General features: G+C 70.8%; 11 protein-coding genes. 2 read left to right on the forward strand and 9 right to left on the reverse strand.

Annotated elements, in window-relative coordinates:
* Positions 1 to 73: 73 nt before the first annotated feature.
* Positions 74 to 940, forward strand: a complete 867-nt coding sequence (locus ABXS86_RS05270; protein WP_353665848.1) for a fumarylacetoacetate hydrolase family protein — start codon at positions 74 to 76, stop codon at positions 938 to 940.
* A 121-nt stretch (positions 941 to 1,061) separates the two neighbouring features.
* Here the strand turns inward: ABXS86_RS05270 and ABXS86_RS05275 are convergent, their stop codons facing one another.
* From ABXS86_RS05275 to ABXS86_RS05290, 4 genes are all read right to left on the reverse strand, one after another.
* Positions 1,062 to 2,528, reverse strand: coding sequence for an aspartate ammonia-lyase (locus ABXS86_RS05275; protein WP_307210051.1), 1,467 nt, complete (start codon positions 2,526 to 2,528; stop codon positions 1,062 to 1,064).
* Between the two features lie 125 nt (positions 2,529 to 2,653).
* Complete coding sequence (locus ABXS86_RS05280; RefSeq protein WP_307210049.1) at positions 2,654 to 3,553, reverse strand: phosphodiesterase; 900 nt, start codon at positions 3,551 to 3,553, stop codon at positions 2,654 to 2,656.
* A gap of 51 nt (positions 3,554 to 3,604) precedes the next feature.
* Positions 3,605 to 3,934 carry a peptidase gene (locus ABXS86_RS05285; RefSeq protein WP_307210047.1) on the reverse strand — a complete coding sequence of 110 codons (330 nt, stop codon included), beginning with the start codon at positions 3,932 to 3,934 and terminating at the stop codon, positions 3,605 to 3,607.
* A complete protein-coding gene (locus tag ABXS86_RS05290; protein WP_353665849.1) occupies positions 3,934 to 5,151 on the reverse strand; it encodes an inorganic phosphate transporter in 1,218 nt (405 codons plus the stop codon). The genes ABXS86_RS05285 and ABXS86_RS05290 overlap by 1 nt, the downstream gene beginning before the upstream one ends.
* Positions 5,152 to 5,422: 271 nt before the next feature.
* On the opposite strand from ABXS86_RS05290, the gene ABXS86_RS05295 reads away from it, so the two are divergent.
* A complete protein-coding gene (locus ABXS86_RS05295) occupies positions 5,423 to 7,537 on the forward strand; it encodes a S9 family peptidase (protein ID WP_353665850.1) in 2,115 nt (704 codons plus the stop codon).
* Positions 7,538 to 7,733: 196 nt separating this feature from the next.
* Here ABXS86_RS05295 and ABXS86_RS05300 read toward each other — a convergent pair whose 3' ends face one another.
* The 5 genes from ABXS86_RS05300 to ABXS86_RS05320 all read right to left on the reverse strand — a co-directional run bounded on the left by ABXS86_RS05300 (position 7,734) and on the right by ABXS86_RS05320 (position 15,770).
* A complete protein-coding gene (locus tag ABXS86_RS05300; RefSeq protein ID WP_353665851.1) occupies positions 7,734 to 8,666 on the reverse strand; it encodes a hypothetical protein in 933 nt (310 codons plus the stop codon).
* Positions 8,667 to 8,906: 240 nt separating this feature from the next.
* Entirely contained in the window at positions 8,907 to 9,935 is a 1,029-nt protein-coding gene (locus ABXS86_RS05305; RefSeq protein ID WP_144828417.1) for a 6-phosphofructokinase, read from the reverse strand.
* Positions 9,936 to 10,273: 338 nt separating this feature from the next.
* Positions 10,274 to 12,433 (reverse strand): DEAD/DEAH box helicase, encoded by a 2,160-nt coding sequence (locus ABXS86_RS05310; protein WP_353665852.1) that lies wholly within the window; start codon positions 12,431 to 12,433, stop codon positions 10,274 to 10,276.
* A 198-nt stretch (positions 12,434 to 12,631) separates the two neighbouring features.
* Complete coding sequence (locus tag ABXS86_RS05315; RefSeq protein ID WP_353665853.1) at positions 12,632 to 13,276, reverse strand: hypothetical protein; 645 nt, start codon at positions 13,274 to 13,276, stop codon at positions 12,632 to 12,634.
* Between the two features lie 55 nt (positions 13,277 to 13,331).
* On the reverse strand, positions 13,332 to 15,770 hold the full coding sequence (locus ABXS86_RS05320; protein WP_353665854.1) for a heavy metal translocating P-type ATPase: 2,439 nt from the start codon (positions 15,768 to 15,770) through the stop codon (positions 13,332 to 13,334).
* Positions 15,771 to 15,907 lie beyond the last annotated feature (137 nt).

The following is a 15,907-nucleotide window of genomic DNA, read 5'->3' on the forward strand; positions in this document are numbered from 1 at the left end:
TAGAGGCGGCCTCCGACAGGGCATCCGGGGCTTGCGGCCCTCGCCACCGCGCCAGGCCCGGTAGCGTGGAGGCATGCGCTTCGCCCACGTCCGTTCACAGGAAGGGGCGGAAGCCCCCCGTCTCGTCAGCGTCCACGGCGAGGAGTTCTCGTTCGTCGACGACTTCTTCACAGGCGCCCCGAGCACTCTCGAGCAGCTCATCGCGGGAGGCGACGACCTGCTGGCGCGGGTGAAGGACGCCGCAGCGTCGGCTCCGCGGCATCCGCTGGACGGCGTCCGCTACGCCTCGGCGGTGCTCGCTCCCCCCTCCATTCTCGCCGTGGGGCTCAACTACGCCGCGCACTCCGGCGAGCTGGGGCTCAAGACCGACGCCGGTCCCACCGTCTTCGTGCTGTGGCCGAACTCCCTGACCGCGCACGGCGAGACCACCTCGTGGCCGCGCTCGCTCAGCGAAGCCGTCGACTACGAAGCCGAGCTGGGCGTCATCATCGGCCGACCGGGACGCGACATCCCCGAAGGCGAGGCGCTCGACCACGTCTGGGGCTACACGGTGGTCAACGACGTGACCGCGCGCAACATCCAGTTCTCCGAGGCCCAGTGGTCGCGGTGCAAGTCGTTCGACGGCTTCACCCCGACCGGTCCGTTCGTGGTGACCGCCGATGAGATCCCCGACCCGCAGGACCTGCACATCTGGACCGTCGTCGACGGCCACACCGTGCAGGACGCCAGCACCGGCCAGATGGTGCGTTCGGTCGCGACGCTCATCAACAAGCTGTCGGAGTCGGTGACGCTGCTCCCCGGCACCCTCATCTCCACCGGCAGCCCGGGCGGCGCCGGCTACTCGCGCGATCCGCAGATCTTCCTGCGCGACCGCTCCACCGTGACCGTCGGAATCGACGGCATCGGCGAGCTGACCACGCACTGCCGCATCCTCGACTGACGCGGCATCCGGGGTCCGTTCCGGATGCCGGGGCTCGGCGCCCCGCAGACGGCGACTCCGCACGACAGTGCACGACGAAGGGCCGGGACGATCACGTCCCGGCCCTTCGCGGTGAGCGGGCTCAGTCCTCTTCGACGACGCTGTCCGCCGCGCGGACGATCGGGATCGCCGCCGTCACGGCCTGCAGGCCCGACAGGCGCGCGGGCGAGATCTGCTTCATGACCTCGTCGCGGGTCATCAGCCCCGCCTCCACGACCAGGTCGGCGACGTTGCGGTGCGTGAGCAGCGCGGTCTTGGCGAGGGCCGCCGCGGCCGCGTAGCCGATGAACGGCGTCAGCGCCGTCACGACGCCGACCGACGAACCGACCATTGCGCCCAGACGCTCGCGGTTGGCGGTGATGCCGTCGACGCAGTTGACGCGCAGGGTCCACATGGCCTGGCGCATCCAGGTGATCGACTGGAAGATCGAGTGCGCGATGACCGGCTCGAACGCGTTAAGCTGGAGCTGGCCGCCCTCGACCGCCATGGTGACGGTCATGTCGGCGCCGACGACCGAGAACGCGACCTGGTTGACGACCTCGGGGATCACCGGGTTGACCTTGCCGGGCATGATGCTCGACCCGGCCTGACGCGGGGGCAGGTTGATCTCGCCGAGACCGGCCTGAGGGCCGGACGACAGCAGTCGCAGGTCGTTGCAGATCTTCGACAGCTTGATGGCGTTGCGCTTGAGCGATGCCGAGAACGACATGAACGCGCCGGTGTCGCTCGTGGACTCCACGAGGTCGGTGGCCGTCTCGAGGTCGAGGCCGGTGATCGCGCGCAGGTGCCGCAGCACGGCGCTCGCGTAGCCGGCGTGCGCGGTGATGCCGGTGCCGATGGCGGTCGCGCCCATGTTGATCTCGTAGAGCAGGTAGGCGTTCTCGGTGAGGCGGTTGTAGTCCTCGCCGAGGGTGGTAGCGAAGCCGTGGAACTCCTGGCCGAGGGTCATCGGCACGGCATCCTGCAACTGCGTGCGCCCGACCTTGAGCACGTCGTGGAACTCCTCCGACTTGCTCAGGAACGACTGCCGCAGCAGAGCGAGCTCCTCGAGAAGGCTGCGCAGCGTCAGCGCGAGGCCGATCTTGATCGCCGTCGGGTACACGTCGTTGGTCGACTGGCTGCGGTTCGTGTCGTCGATGGGCGACAGGAAGGCGTAGTCGCCCTTCTCGCGCCCCGCCATCTCGAGGGCGATGTTGGTGATGACCTCGTTGGCGTTCATGTTCGTCGACGTGCCGGCGCCGCCCTGAATGACGCCCACCGTGAATTCGTCGTGGAACTCCCCGTCGATCACGCGCTGCGCGGCACGGTCGATGAGGTCGGCCTTGGCCTCGTCGAGCACGCCGATCTCGCGGTTGGCGCGGGCCGACGCCTGCTTCACCATCGCGAGAGCCCGCACGAGGTCGGGGTAGACCGAGATCGGTCGCTTCGCGATCGGGAAGTTCTCCTGCGCACGGGCGGTGTGGATGCCCCAGTACGCCTCGGAGGGGATGTCGAGCGAGCCGAGCGAATCGGTCTCGGTGCGGGTGCGCGTCATTGCGTCCAAAGCCATGTGGGAATCCTCGTGGGTGTCACGGCGAGTAGGGATGTTCCGAGCCTAACGACCCCGTGCGATGGGCTCGCTGGACACGGCGGCATGTGACGATACCGTCACCGTCCGTTGCGTCTATTGCACGCTCAACGCTTTCGCGAGAACGCCTCGAGCCGCTCCTCCGGGCTCAGTGCCGCCATGCGCTGCGTCCATTCCGGGGTGAAGAAACCGGAGGCCTCGTCGTCGACCACGGGCACGACGGCGTGGGTGACGGTGTCGTCCCACACGTGCACCAGATGGAACGACCTGCCACCGTCCATGCCGTTCACCGCATCGCCCGGCCGGGCGAGGTCCATCGTGTAGCAGGACGCAGCCGCCACGCTCACGGGGACGCCGGCGAAGGTGCCCGACGTCGAGTAGTGCAGGTGACCGGCGAGGATCGCGCGCACGTCGCTGCCCGCGATGGCCGCTGCGAGACCCGGCTGATCGCGCAGCTCGAGGATGTCGAAGAACGGAATGTGCGTCGGCAGCGGCGGATGGTGCAGCGCCAGGATCGTGCCGAGCGGCGCCGGGGTCGACAGCTCGGCGCGCAGCCACTCCAGCTGGGCGGCGTCGAGGTCGCCGTGGTGCCACCCGGGCACCGTGGAGTCGAGCGCGACGAGGCGGAGCCCCCCGAGGTCCCACACGCCGGTCACCGGCTCCTGCGTCGGCTCACCGTCGAGGAGTCCCTCGCGCAGCGCCGGACGCTCGTCGTGGTTCCCCGCTACCCACACCACGGGAGCCCCGAGGCGTTCCGCCCACGGCTCGACCTCCGCGCGCAGCGCCCGATAGGCCTCGGGCTCGCCCAGGTCTGTCAGGTCGCCGGTGAACACCACGGCATCCGGTCTCACCCCCGTCGCCTCGGCGGCCTCGAGCGTGCGCCGCAGGTGCCGCGCGGTGTCGTAGCGATCGCCGAGCAGCCGGTCGCCGGCGAGCAGATGCGTATCGCTGAGATGGAGGATCACGCGCGCCGCGGGCGCGTGCTGACCGAACTGCACGGATGCCATGAGCTCAGCCTAGGAGGGGCCTCCGACATCCGATGCCGCGGCGTCGACGGCTCAGTGGTTGAAGAGGATGAGCAGCAGCGCGCCCAGCACCGCCGCGGCGCACACCGCGAAGCACGCGTAGGCGGCCGCGAGCGCCAGCCGCTTCTGGCCGTCGCTGAGCGGGTTCTTCTTGGCGGCCTTGGCCACCGCCTTCTCGGCGCGGCGCTTCTGCTTGTCGGAGATGACGGTGATGGCATCCGTGAACTCCGCCGGAGAGACCAGGGGCGGGCGCCCGCCGGTCACGAGCAGGCGCAGACCCAGCGAGTAGAAGGTCACCACGATCGCGGCGCCCACGATGGCTGCGACGAAGACCTGGAGGAAGGCTTCCCAGTTGATCAGCATCAGGCGTCCTTTCCGGCCTTGTCGCGCTCGAGACGACGCTGGCGGCGCGTCGGACCGGGCTTGCGGGGCACCTTGACGGCGGCGCCGGAATCGGCGACCTCGCTCATCGCGTTGGCCGAGGTGACCGAGTCGCGACGCGAACGCAGGAACAGGCTGAGCACGATGACGACCGCGATGACCGCGTCGACCGCGACGCCCCATCCGCCCAGCCAGACGACGATCAGCGCAGCGGCGGCACCGACGGCACCGGCGGCGGGGAGCGTCAGCACCCAGCCGATCATGATGCGGCCGACGGTGTTCCACCGCACGGTCGATCCGCGGCGGCCCAGGCCCGATCCGATGACGGATCCGGATGCCACCTGCGTGGTCGACAGCGCGAAGCCGAGGGCGCTGGAGGCGAGGATCGTCGCGGCGGTCGAGGTCTCGGCCGAGAAGCCCTGCGCCGGCTTGACGTCGGTCAGTCCCTTGCCGAGGGTGCGGATGATGCGCCAGCCGCCCATGTAGGTGCCGAGCGCGATGGTGATCGCGCACGCGAAGACGACCCAGATCTGCGGGTCGGGGTTCGCCGACGACTGCCAGCCGACCGTGATGAGCGCGAGGGTGATGACGCCCATGGTCTTCTGCGCGTCGTTCGTGCCGTGCGCCAGGGCGACCAGCGACGAGGTGAAGATCTGCCCCCAGCGGAAGCCGTCTCGACCGTCCGCCTTCATGTCGTAACGCCGGGTGATGCCGTAGGCGATCTTGGTGACGGCGAACGCGATGATGCCGGCCGTGAGCGGCGCGATGAGCGCCGGGAGGATGACCTTGCTCAGCACCACGCCGGTGTCGATCGCCGAGGCGCCGACGCCCACGAGGGTCGCACCGATCAGACCGCCGAAGAGGGCGTGCGACGAGCTCGACGGCAGGCCCAGCAGCCACGTGAGCATGTTCCACGTGATGGCGCCGATGAGGCCCGCGAAGATGATCGGCGGGAAGATGTCGGGACTGAGCTGGTCCTCGCGGATCATGCCGCCCGAGATGGTCTTGGCCACCTCGGTCGACAGGAACGCCCCGACCAGGTTGAGGCCTGCCGCCAACAGGACCGCGACCTTCGGCTTCAGCGCACCGGTGGCGATGGGCGTGGCCATCGCGTTCGCGGTGTCGTGGAATCCGTTGGTGAAATCGAAGAACAGTGCCAGCGCGATGACCAGCACGATGATGAGGGCTGCGCTCTCCACCGTTCGCTTTCCGTGAGAAGGAAGAAGGGATGCCGACGGGATCGGCGCGACGAACGAAGAGTTCACCTGGAGTTCGACACCTGTTCATCGGTGTCGCCTCGACATCCTTTCACCGGCGGCCGTGACGGTCAAACGCGCACGGGCGCGAGCGGGCGACCGCCCGAGGCGTCGGCCCCCGCGTCGAACGGGGAGCCCCCTTCGGAAACGCCCGACACGGCGGCATCCGGTGCCGTCGGAGACCGATGTCGGAGGGGCGCACTACCGTGGAACGGTGACCGATCACGCCTCGCAGCCCACGCCTCCCGTCGCCGCCCGCCGCCCCGCGCCGCGCACGCACCACGGCGACACGTTCGACGACCCCTACGAGTGGTTGCGCGCCAAAGACGACGCCGAAGTCATCTCGCACCTCGAGGCCGAGAACGCCTACACCTCTGCGCGCACCGCGCACCTGGGGCCGCTGCGCGACGCGATCTTCGGCGAGATCAAGGGCCGCACGCTCGAGACCGACCTCTCCGTCCCCGCTCGTCGCGGCGACTGGTGGTACTACGGCCGCACCGTCGCGGGCGCGCAGTACGGCATCCAGTGCCGCGCTCCCCTCGACTCCCCCGACGACTGGACGCCGCCGACCCTGTCGCCCGACCGGCCCGTCCCGGGCGAGCAGGTGCTGTTCGACGGCAACGTCGAGGCCGAGGGCACCGAGTTCTTCTCGCTCGGCAGCTTCGAGATCTCGAACGACGGCACGCGCATGCTGTACGGCATCGACGTCGCCGGCGACGAGCGCTACACCGTGCGGGTGCGCGACCTGGTGACGGGCGAGAGTCTGCCCGACGAGATCCCCGGCACGTTCTCGGGCGCGACCTTCTCGCCCGACGGGCGCTTCATCGTCTACACCACCGTCGACGACGCCTGGCGCCCCGACACCGTGTGGCTGCACGAGATCGGCACGGCGACGGATGCCGACGTGAAGCTCTTCCACGAGCCCGACGACCGGTACTGGGTCGGCGCCGACTTCACGCGCAGCGACCGCTACCTGATGATCGAGATGGGCTCGTCGATCACGAGCGAGGAGTGGATCCTCGACGCCGACGACCTCCGCGGCGAACCCCGCGTGGTGTGGCCGCGGCGCGAGGGCGTCGAGTACTCCTCCTCGCACGCCGTGGTCGACGGCGAAGACGTGCTCTACGTCCTGCACAACGACGGGGCGCTCGACTTCGAGCTCGTCAAGGTCTCGGCATCCGACCCCCAGGGGGCCCGCGAGACCGTGATCGCGCACCACCCCGCCCACCGGCTGCTGGGCGTCGACACGTTCCGCGACTGGGGCGTGGTCGGCTACCGCCGCGACGGCCTCGCCCGCCTGGGCATGCTGTCGTACGCCGACGGCGCCGTGACCGAGATCGCCTTCGACGAGCCGCTGTACAGCGTGGGCACGGGCGGCAACCCCGAGTACGCTCCCCCGGTGCTGCGTCTGGGCTACGGCTCGTTCGTCACCCCGGGCACCGTGTACGACTACGTCATCGAGACCGGCGAGCTGCTGCTGCGCAAGCGCCAGCCCGTGCTCGGGGGCTTCGACCCCGCCGACTACGGACAGGCGCGCGTGTGGGCGCCCGCCGACGACGGCACGCAGGTTCCGGTGTCGCTGGTGTGGAAGCGGTCGTCCGGCGAGCCGGGCGACACCCCCCGGCCCGTGCACCTGTACGGCTACGGCTCGTACGAGCACTCGATCGAGCCCGGGTTCTCGGTCCCCCGCCTGTCGTTGCTCGACCGTGGTGTCGTCTTCGCCGTCGCGCATGTGCGCGGTGGCGGCGAGATGGGCCGGCAGTGGTACGAAGACGGCAAGCTGCGCGCGAAGCGCAACACCTTCACCGACTTCGTCGCCGCGGGGCGTCACCTGGTCGACGCCGGCTACACGACGCCCGACCGCATCGTCGCCGAGGGCGGCAGCGCGGGCGGCCTGCTGATGGGCGCCGTCGCCAACCTCGCGCCCGAGCTGTTCGCCGGCATCCTGGCCGACGTGCCGTTCGTCGACGCCCTCACGACGATCCTCGACCCCTCGCTCCCGCTCACGGTGATCGAGTGGGACGAGTGGGGCGACCCCCTGCACGACGCCGACGTCTACGCCTACATGAAGTCGTACTCGCCGTACGAGAACGTGCGCGAGGGCGTGCAGTACCCCCGCATCCTCGCGGTCACCTCGCTCAACGACACCCGCGTGCTGTACGTCGAGCCCGCGAAGTGGGTCGCCCGCCTGCGCGAGGTCGGCGCCGACGCGATGCTCAAGTGCGAGATGGTCGCCGGCCACGGCGGCGTGAGCGGTCGCTACAACGCCTGGCGCGAGCGCGCCTTCGAGCTGGCATGGCTGCTCGACGTGCTGGGCCTCACCGACTGACCCGCGCCACCGCGCCCCGAACGCCCCGTCGCCTCGCGCGGCGGGGCGTTCGGAGTGTGGGGGCGATCGCTGCCGCCCCGCCGCGACGCGCGCCCCCATCAGCCTCGCGTTGACAACCCATGTCCCAATTTGTGCAGACCGTGTCCCACTTTTGGCTGTCTCTGCACCGCTCAGGTGACCTTTTTCGGGACATGCGTCAGCCCACATGCGCTGAGAGACCCGGCCTCCAACCGGCTCTGACGAGCGCATCGCGGGCGAGAGCGACGGCCGGGGCGCCTCCATCTCGCAGGTGGTGGTTCAGCACGCGCACGTGATCCCATCCCGCCGCCCGGATGGCGGCCCACCGATCGGCATCCCGCGCGAACTGCCGCTCGTCCTCGGCGTGGACGCGTCCGTCGTATTCGACGGCGACCATCCATCGGGGGAAGGCGAGGTCGATCTCCGCGACGAACACACCACGCGAGTCGAAGATGTCGGCATTGACCTCGGGGGTCGGGAGCCCGTTCCGAGCCAGCAGAAGGCGCAGACGTGTCTCTCTCGGCGACCGGACGCCGGGTCGGGCGAGGTCGACCGCCGCACACAGAACACCGCCTCGAACGTCGCCCATCTCGCTGACCTCGGACCGCAGCTGCTCTGCGTCGGCCATCGGCGGCCGTCCGCTCAGGAGCGCGTCGGCCGCTGCGACCAGGTCATCAAGAGGCCAGAGCCGCCCGCACTGTCTCCACGCCCGCACGGGGTGCTCGACCGGCAGGTCGAGCGGGCCGGCGGAGAACGCCGGTGCGCGCGCTTGCAGACGGTGGCCGACGACTCCTTGCGTCCGCGGCTCCCTCGCTGGCCGGTGTGCGGAAACATGGATCTGCGGCACATAGGGCCACTCCGGAGTGCATACTCCCCGCAGAGCGAGCGCCGTCTCATGGCTGAAGAACTGCCAGGGCATCAGGCGCGGCGCGTACGCGAGGCACTGCTGGATCAAAGACGAAGGCGGAACGGTCGTCGACGATCGGATGCCATGGAACGGTGAATTCAAGTCAGCGGCGCGCAGCCGAGCACGCGTTACTCCCAGCTCGACGGCGGCGCCGACGGAGAAGTGCTCGGGAAGCTGCCCGGGAAGAGGTTGAGGACGCGGCATCCCTCAGCTTCTCGCCTCTGGCGGTCCCCTCAACGGTTGTCCACAGGCGCCCGCACGAGAAGTCGAGCCGATGTCACCACCATGTCCCACTTTCGGCTGCCTGAAGGGCGTCTGAGCAGCCGAATGTGGGACATGGTGTGACACAAAGTGGGACAAGGTTCGGGCCCTCCTCCACAGAAGCCCCGCGCAGCACAACGCCCCGCCCCGCACACGGCGGAACGGGGCGTCGACGCAGCCGGCTCAACCGAACAGCGCGGCGGCCTCCTCGTAGCGGTACAGGGGCACGCTGTTGAGCTCGCCGAGCGCGTCGGCGAAGGGCACGCGCACGATGTCGGTGCCGCGCATCGCGACCATCTGGCCCCACGCGCCCTCGTGCAGCGCGTCGGCGGCGTGCAGGCCCAGGCGCGTCGCGAGCACGCGGTCGAAGCCCGACGGCGAGCCGCCGCGCTGGATGTGACCGAGCACGGTCGAGCGGGTCTCGATGCCGGTGAGACGCTCGATCTCGGGGGCGAGCTGCTCACCGATGCCGCCGAGGCGCGGGCGGTTGAAGGCGTCGAGGCCCTTGTCGCTGAACGCCTCGTCCATGCCCTTCAGCTTGAAGCCCTCCGACACCACGACCAGGGGCGCGCGGCCGCGGTCGTGCGCGCGCGTGACCTGCTCGGTGATCTCCTCGATCGACATCGGCACCTCGGGGATGCAGATAACGTGCGCACCGGCGGCGATGCCGGCGTGCAGGGCGATCCAGCCGACGTGGCGGCCCATGACCTCGGCCACCATGCAGCGCTGGTGGGAGTCACCGGTGGTGCGCAGGCGGTCCATGGCATCCGTCGCGATGTTCACGGCGGTGTCGAACCCGAACGAGTAGTCGGTGGCCCGCAGGTCGTTGTCGATCGTCTTCGGCACGCCGAGCACGTTGATGCCGTCTTTCGACAGGCGATCGGCCGCGGCCAGGGTTCCTTCGCCACCGATGGCGAGGATGCCGTCGATCCGGTGGCCGTACAGGGTCTTCGAGATGTTCTCGGCCCCGCCGCGCGCTCCCTCGTAGGGGTTGGTGCGGCTCGTGCCGAGGATGGTGCCGCCGACCTTGGACAGACCCTTCACCTCGTGGCGGGTGAGGGGGAAGAAGTCGCCGTCGACCACGCCGCGCCAGCCGTCGCGGATGCCGACGAACTCGATGTCGTAGTTGGTCGTGCCCTTGAGCACGACGCCACGGATGACCGCGTTGAGCCCGGGGCAGTCGCCGCCGCTGGTCAGGATGCCGATCTTCATGGGCAGAGTCCTCAAGTGCTGTGGTTCGGGTGGAGGTCGGCGCCGTTGCCGTCTTCGACCTTATCGCCGCGGGCGGGACGGCTGCCACACGGCGACGAAGGGCGGGCGGATGCCGTGGCCCCGGCGCCCCGCGCGAGCGACGCCCCCGCCGTCGTGCGGACGCCACCCGCGACACGCCGTCCCTCGGGGCTCCGGCCCCGGCGGGTCGTCGCCGGCATCCGCACGACGGCGCGAGCCATGACGGCCCGAGCCACGACGGCGCGAGACGCGACGGCTCGTCCCCGGAACGCACGAACGCCCCGGCGCCGAAGCGACCGGGGCGTTCGTGACGGACGGATTCAGGCCTTGCCGAGCGCCTGACGCAGCAGGTGCATGAGCGCCGACAGCTGCACCGAGTCGCTGGATCCGGGCTCGACCGCCAGCCCGTCGAGGGCACGCTGGGCGAGGCCCTCCTTGGAGTCGATGAGCTCGGCGATCTTGGTGTCGATCGTGTGCGCGGCGATGATGCGCCACGCGGTCACGGGCTCGTCCTGGCCGATGCGGTGCACGCGGTCGATCGCCTGCGTCTGCTCGGCGGCCGTCCACGACAGCTCGGCGAGCACGACGTTCGACGCGGCCTGCATGTTGAGGCCGACGCCGGCGGCGGTGAGCGAACAGACGGCGATGCCCACGTCGGGGTCGCTGTTGAACGCGTCGATCGCGGCCTGGCGCGCGGTCGAGGTCTGCTCTCCGCGCACCGACACGGCCTTCAGGCCCGAGGCCTTGAAGTGCGCCTCGGCGGCATCCATGACATCGATGTGCTTGGCGAAGAACACGACCTTGCCCACCGAGCGCTGCAGCTGCACGGCGTAGTCGGCCGCGAGGTGCGCCTTGGCCTGGCCGATGCGGCGCACCATCGTGAACACGTTCTCGCTGCCCGAGCCGGCGGCCTTGGACTCCTCGAGCTCGCCGTGGGCGACGAGACGCACGATGTCCTCGTCGATCTCGCCGCGGGCGAGACCGCGGTCTCCGCGCGCCTCGATGATGCGGCGGTACTTCGCCGCGAGGCGGGCACCGAGTTCGCGCTCCGCTTGGCGGATCGAGCGGCCGTATTCGTCGTCGAGCTCGACGGGCAGGTCGGCGACCAGCTTGTCGGGCAGGTCGGCGGCGACGTCCTTCTTCTTGCGCCGCACGATGCCCATCGAGATGACGGCTTCGCGGGCCTCGGGATAGAACGACTTGTCGGCGGGGGTCAGGCCCGTGGCATCCAACTTCTCCATGAGCTCGGGACCGGGCTTCTCGCCGTTGGTCCAGCCGAGGAAGCGCCAGATCGCGTCGAAGTCCTCGACGTCGTTGATCAGCGGGGTACCCGTGAGCGCCAGCATGAGCGGGTCGCGGGTCTGCTGACGGACGCGGGATGCCAGAGCCAGCACGTTCTGCGAGCGCTGCGAGGTGAGGTTCTTGATGAAGTGCGCCTCGTCGACCACGACGCCCTTGAGGCCGATCGACGACAACCATGACAGGTGCCGGTCGAGGATCTCGTAGTTGACGATGAAGATGTCGGCGAAGGCGTCGATGTCGGCGCCGCCGCCCGAGATGACGGTCGCCCGGCGCTGCGGCGTCCACCGCTGCACCTCACGGGCCCAGTTCATCTTGACCACGTTGGGGACGACGACCAGCAGCGGGTAGGCATCGGCGACGGATGCCGCGAGCACCGACTCCGCGGTCTTGCCCAGGCCCGGCTCGTCGGCGAGCAGGAACGAGCGGTGCCCGAGCCGCACGGCCTCGAGGAAGCGCGACTGGTGCGGCATGACCTCGAGCCCGCGCGGCGAGAGCCGGTCGAACTCGGGGACGGGAGGCAGCTCCATGCTCGCGGCCGACCCGCCGGCGCCGGTCTCGAACGCCTTGTACAGCGGGCCCATGAGCTCCCAGCCGTCGAGGCGGCGGCGCGGGGCGTCACCGCTCGTGCGCGGGGTCAGGTCGGGGGCGAGGAAGGGGTTGGCCATCTGCCGCGCCTCGATCGACGCGGGGATGACCTGCTTCTCGGCCAGCGCCGCCGGCACCACGGGGGTGATCTTCGGCGCGTTGTCGGTGATGATCAGCTCGTCCGGCGGCAGTTCGGCGCCGGATTCCAGCAGCCAGTCGCGCCGCATGCGACGAGCGACGGGCGAGGTGGCCGCGTCGACCTCGAGCAGCTGGATCAGCGAGGTGTCGCGCGCGGCGGTCTTGGCGAGGATCGTCGCGACCCCGTCGAGGCGCTTCAGCAGCTCGGCGCGGGCGGCGTCGGTGATCTCGGTGTCGGCCTTGACGCGTGCGCGCTCTTCGCGCACGAGGAAGGCGATCACCTGGAACTTGACGCGGTTGGTGGGCCCGAGCTTGCCGCGCTGAGCCTTCGCCTCGACCTCGCGCACCTTGCGGGCGAGGATCGGGATGACGGGGGCTTCGTCGTCGCGTCGGGATGACGTGGTCTTCCTGCGCCGCTGGCTCGAGCTACGGGCGGCGGTTGCCGTGGTCGGCATGCTCCTCCTGAGCGTTCGTCCGGAACCGGGTCCGGAACGTTCCGGCGCGAGGCCGGTGGATCAGTGACCCCGCAGATCGTCGCGGACGACGCACACGAAAAGGGGCGGGTCTGCGACCCGACCGCGGGTTTCAGCCGGAAGCGGCTCACACGGACACGGTGACGGGGTCGCGACTATTCTACCCGCTCGGCGAGCCGATCAGCGAGTCAGTGTGGCGAGAATGTCTTCGGTGTACCCGTCGGGGTTGACGTTGATCCACGATGTGCTGATCCACAGGCCCGTCGACGGCGACACGGCCTGCGTCTCACCGCGCTCGTAGGGCTTGTCGTCGAGCGAGACGCCGCGCTGGTCGATGCGGCAGATCGTGGCGTCGCCCGAGCTCTCGCACCCGAAGCCCGCGTCGGTGAGGGCACCGGTCACGGTCGCCGCCTGCGCGGCATCGATGACCGACACGTTGGTCGCCATTCCGGTGTCGCTCGGGGCGCCCCACGTGCAGCGCAGGGTCGGCACCGCAGCGAGCAGTTCGAGCAGCGGCGCCTGATCCGTCGACAGCAGCGTGATGCCGGGGTCGTTCAGCGGCGGCACCTGGGCCTCGAGCGTGGAGCGCATCGCGGCCGAGTAGATGTCGTCGCACGAGGCCGGAAGGGCCGTCGTCGGCGTCGCGGTCGGCGTCGGCGTGGGCGTGGGGGTCGACGAGGCGACGGGGGCCGGGGTCGTGGCATCCGCGCTCGGGGTCGACGTGTTCGCGGCGCCGGTCTCGACCTCGGGCACGCACGCGGTCAGGGCGAGGGCGACGACGGCGGCTGCGGCGCCGAGGGCTCCGACGCGGGCGAGGGGGGACATGCAACCTCCAGGGATCGCCTCGACCCTAACCCGCGCCCGCGACGGCGCCTCGCTCTCACGCCGCGCGTCGCAGGCGCAGGCTGTTGAGCACCACGAAGACGCTCGAGAACGCCATCGCCGCCCCCGCCAGCATGGGGTTCAGCAGGCCGAGCGCCGCCAGCGGCAGGGCCGCGACGTTGTAGGCGAAGGCCCAGAACAGGTTGCCGCGGATGATCCGCATCGTCCGGCGACTCAGCGACACGGCGGTGACGATGCCGCGCGGATCGTCGCGCATGAGGGCGAGGTCGCTGGCGTGCAGCGCGGCATCCGTTCCCCCGCCCATCGCGATCCCCAGATCGGCGGATGCCAGGGCGGCGGCGTCGTTCACCCCGTCGCCGACCATGGCGACGGTGCGCCCCTCTGCGCGCAGGGCCGCGATCTCGTCGACCTTGCCCTCGGGCATCACGCCGGCGCGCACGCGGGAGATGCCGAGCTCGTCGGCGACCACCCGGGCGATGCGGGGGTTGTCGCCGGTGAGCAGCACCGGTTCGAGTCCGAGCGCGCGCAGGCTGTCGACCGCCGCACGACTCTCGGGCCGCACGGTGTCGGCGACCTCGATCACCGCGCGGGCGGTCGGGGTGCCGTCGGCGTCGGCCCAGCCGGCGACGATCACGGTCCCCCGCTCCTCCCCCGCGGCCACGGCGTCCGCCAGCTCGGACGGGAGCGCCGCGCCCAGCTCGGCGGCGAGCGAGGGCCGCCCGGCGAACACGCGCACGCCGTCGACCAGCCCGGTGATCCCGCGGCCGGGCAGAGCCTCGAGGTCGGCGGCGACCGGGCCGTCACCCGCGGCCTCGACGATCGCGTGGGCGACGGGGTGCTCCGACCCGCGCTCGAGGGCGGCGACGCGCTGCAGGGCGGCGGCGGCATCCTGTCCCTCGACGACGGTGACGGATGCCACGCTCATGCGCCCCGACGTGAGCGTGCCGGTCTTGTCGAGCACGATCGTGTCGATGCGTTCGGCAGACTCGAGTGCCGCCGGTCCCGTGACGAGGATGCCCAACTGCGCTCCCCGACCGGTGCCGACGAGGATCGCGATCGGGGTGGCGAGACCGAGCGCGCAGGGGCAGGCGATGATGAGCACCGCGACGGCCGCGGTGAACCCCGCAGCGACGGGTTGGCCCGCGACCAGCCACGCGACGAGGGTCAGCACCGCGAGAACGATCACGACCGGCACGAAGACCCCCGAGATGCGGTCGGCGAGGCGCTGCACGCGGCTCTTGCCGAGCTGGGCGTCTTCGACCAGGCGCGCAATGCGGGCGAGGCGGGTCTGCTCCCCCACCCCGGTCGCACGCACGACGAGACGGCCGCCCGAGGCGATCGTGCCGCCGGTGACGCTCGAGCCGGGCCCCACCTCGACGGGCAGCGACTCGCCCGTCAGCATGCTCTCGTCGACCGCGGCGCGCCCCTCGAGCACCTCGCCGTCGGTGGCGATCGTGGCCCCCGGCCGCACGACGAACACGTCGCCCACGGCGAGCGCGTCGACGTCGATGCGCCGACCATCGGCGAGCTCGGCTTCGCGGGCGCCGAGGTCGAGCAGCGAGCGCAGGGCGGCCCCGGCCCGGCGGGTCGAGCGCTGCTCGATGACGCGGCCGAGCAGCAGGAACACCGTCACCGCGGCCGCGACCTCGAAGTAGATCACCGAGGTCGCGTCGTGCACGGGACCGAAGAGCATGACCTCGTGGCGGATGCCGATGACCCCGGCGGTGCCGAACACGAGGGCCCACACGCTCCAGAGGTAGGCCGCGAAGGTGCCCAGGGTGATCAGCGTGTCCATGGTGGCCGCGCCGTGGCGGGCGTTGCGCAGGGTCGCGCGGTGGAACGGCCACCCGCCCCACAGCACGATCGGCGTCGCGAGCACGAGCGAGACCCACTGCCAGCCCGGGAACTGCCACGCGGGCACCATGCCGAGCGCGACGACGGGTACCGCGAGGGCGAGCGAAACCCACAGCCGCACGCGCAGCGGCGTGGAGCCGGGCGCGTCAGCGGTGTCGTGCACGTGACCGCCGGAGTGGTCGGTGGTGTCGTGCTGGGCGTCATCGTGCGCCGGGACCGCGGCATCCGGTGCCGGGTGCGGTTCGGCGTCGGGTGCCAGGGCCCGGCCGGTGACGGCGTCGATCGGGCCGCCGGGGGCCGGAACGGGTGCGAGCACCGCGTCAGCGGCATCCGGGATCACGGATGCCGACGCAGCCGCCGTCACCGCTCGCGGGGCGTTCCGCGTCCGGACGGTGGCGTCGTACCCGGCGGAGCGCACCGCGTCGACGAGTCTCGAGGTGTCGAGCGAGGCGGGGTAGCGCACGCGTGCGGTCTCGGTCGCGAGGTTCACGGCCGCCTCGACACCCTCGACGCGACCCAGTCGCTTCTCGACGCGGGCGACGCAGCTCGCACAGGTCATGCCCTCGATGTCGAGCACGGCCTCGGCGGTGTCCTTCGCCGCGGCATCGGTGTTCTCGCCCATGGCTGCTCCTCCGGTCATGCCCACAGGAACAGAATACCCCCTGGGGGTATTCCGAGGCTCTCGTCGAGAGAATGTCCTTCGGGCACCGGATGCCGCGCCCCAGTCCCGCATCCTGTCCACCCCGCGCGGATCGACGA

Source organism: Microbacterium sp. che218, from assembly GCF_040436305.1.
GTDB classification, from domain to species: Bacteria; Actinomycetota; Actinomycetes; order Actinomycetales; family Microbacteriaceae; genus Microbacterium; species Microbacterium algihabitans.

Excerpts from the sequence above, each read along its gene's own strand:
- ABXS86_RS05270 (WP_353665848.1), top strand. The coding sequence starts at position 74 with ATGCGCTTCGCCCACGTCCGTTCACAGGAAGGGGCGGAAGCCCCCCGT.
- ABXS86_RS05275 (WP_307210051.1), bottom strand. The coding sequence starts at position 2,528 with ATGGCTTTGGACGCAATGACGCGCACCCGCACCGAGACCGATTCGCTC.
- ABXS86_RS05280 (WP_307210049.1), bottom strand. The coding sequence starts at position 3,553 with ATGGCATCCGTGCAGTTCGGTCAGCACGCGCCCGCGGCGCGCGTGATC.
- ABXS86_RS05285 (WP_307210047.1), bottom strand. The coding sequence starts at position 3,934 with ATGCTGATCAACTGGGAAGCCTTCCTCCAGGTCTTCGTCGCAGCCATC.
- ABXS86_RS05300 (WP_353665851.1), bottom strand. The coding sequence starts at position 8,666 with ATGCCGCGTCCTCAACCTCTTCCCGGGCAGCTTCCCGAGCACTTCTCC.
- ABXS86_RS05305 (WP_144828417.1), bottom strand. The coding sequence starts at position 9,935 with ATGAAGATCGGCATCCTGACCAGCGGCGGCGACTGCCCCGGGCTCAAC.
- ABXS86_RS05310 (WP_353665852.1), bottom strand. The coding sequence starts at position 12,433 with ATGCCGACCACGGCAACCGCCGCCCGTAGCTCGAGCCAGCGGCGCAGG.
- ABXS86_RS05315 (WP_353665853.1), bottom strand. The coding sequence starts at position 13,276 with ATGTCCCCCCTCGCCCGCGTCGGAGCCCTCGGCGCCGCAGCCGCCGTC.
- ABXS86_RS05320 (WP_353665854.1), bottom strand. The coding sequence starts at position 15,770 with ATGGGCGAGAACACCGATGCCGCGGCGAAGGACACCGCCGAGGCCGTG.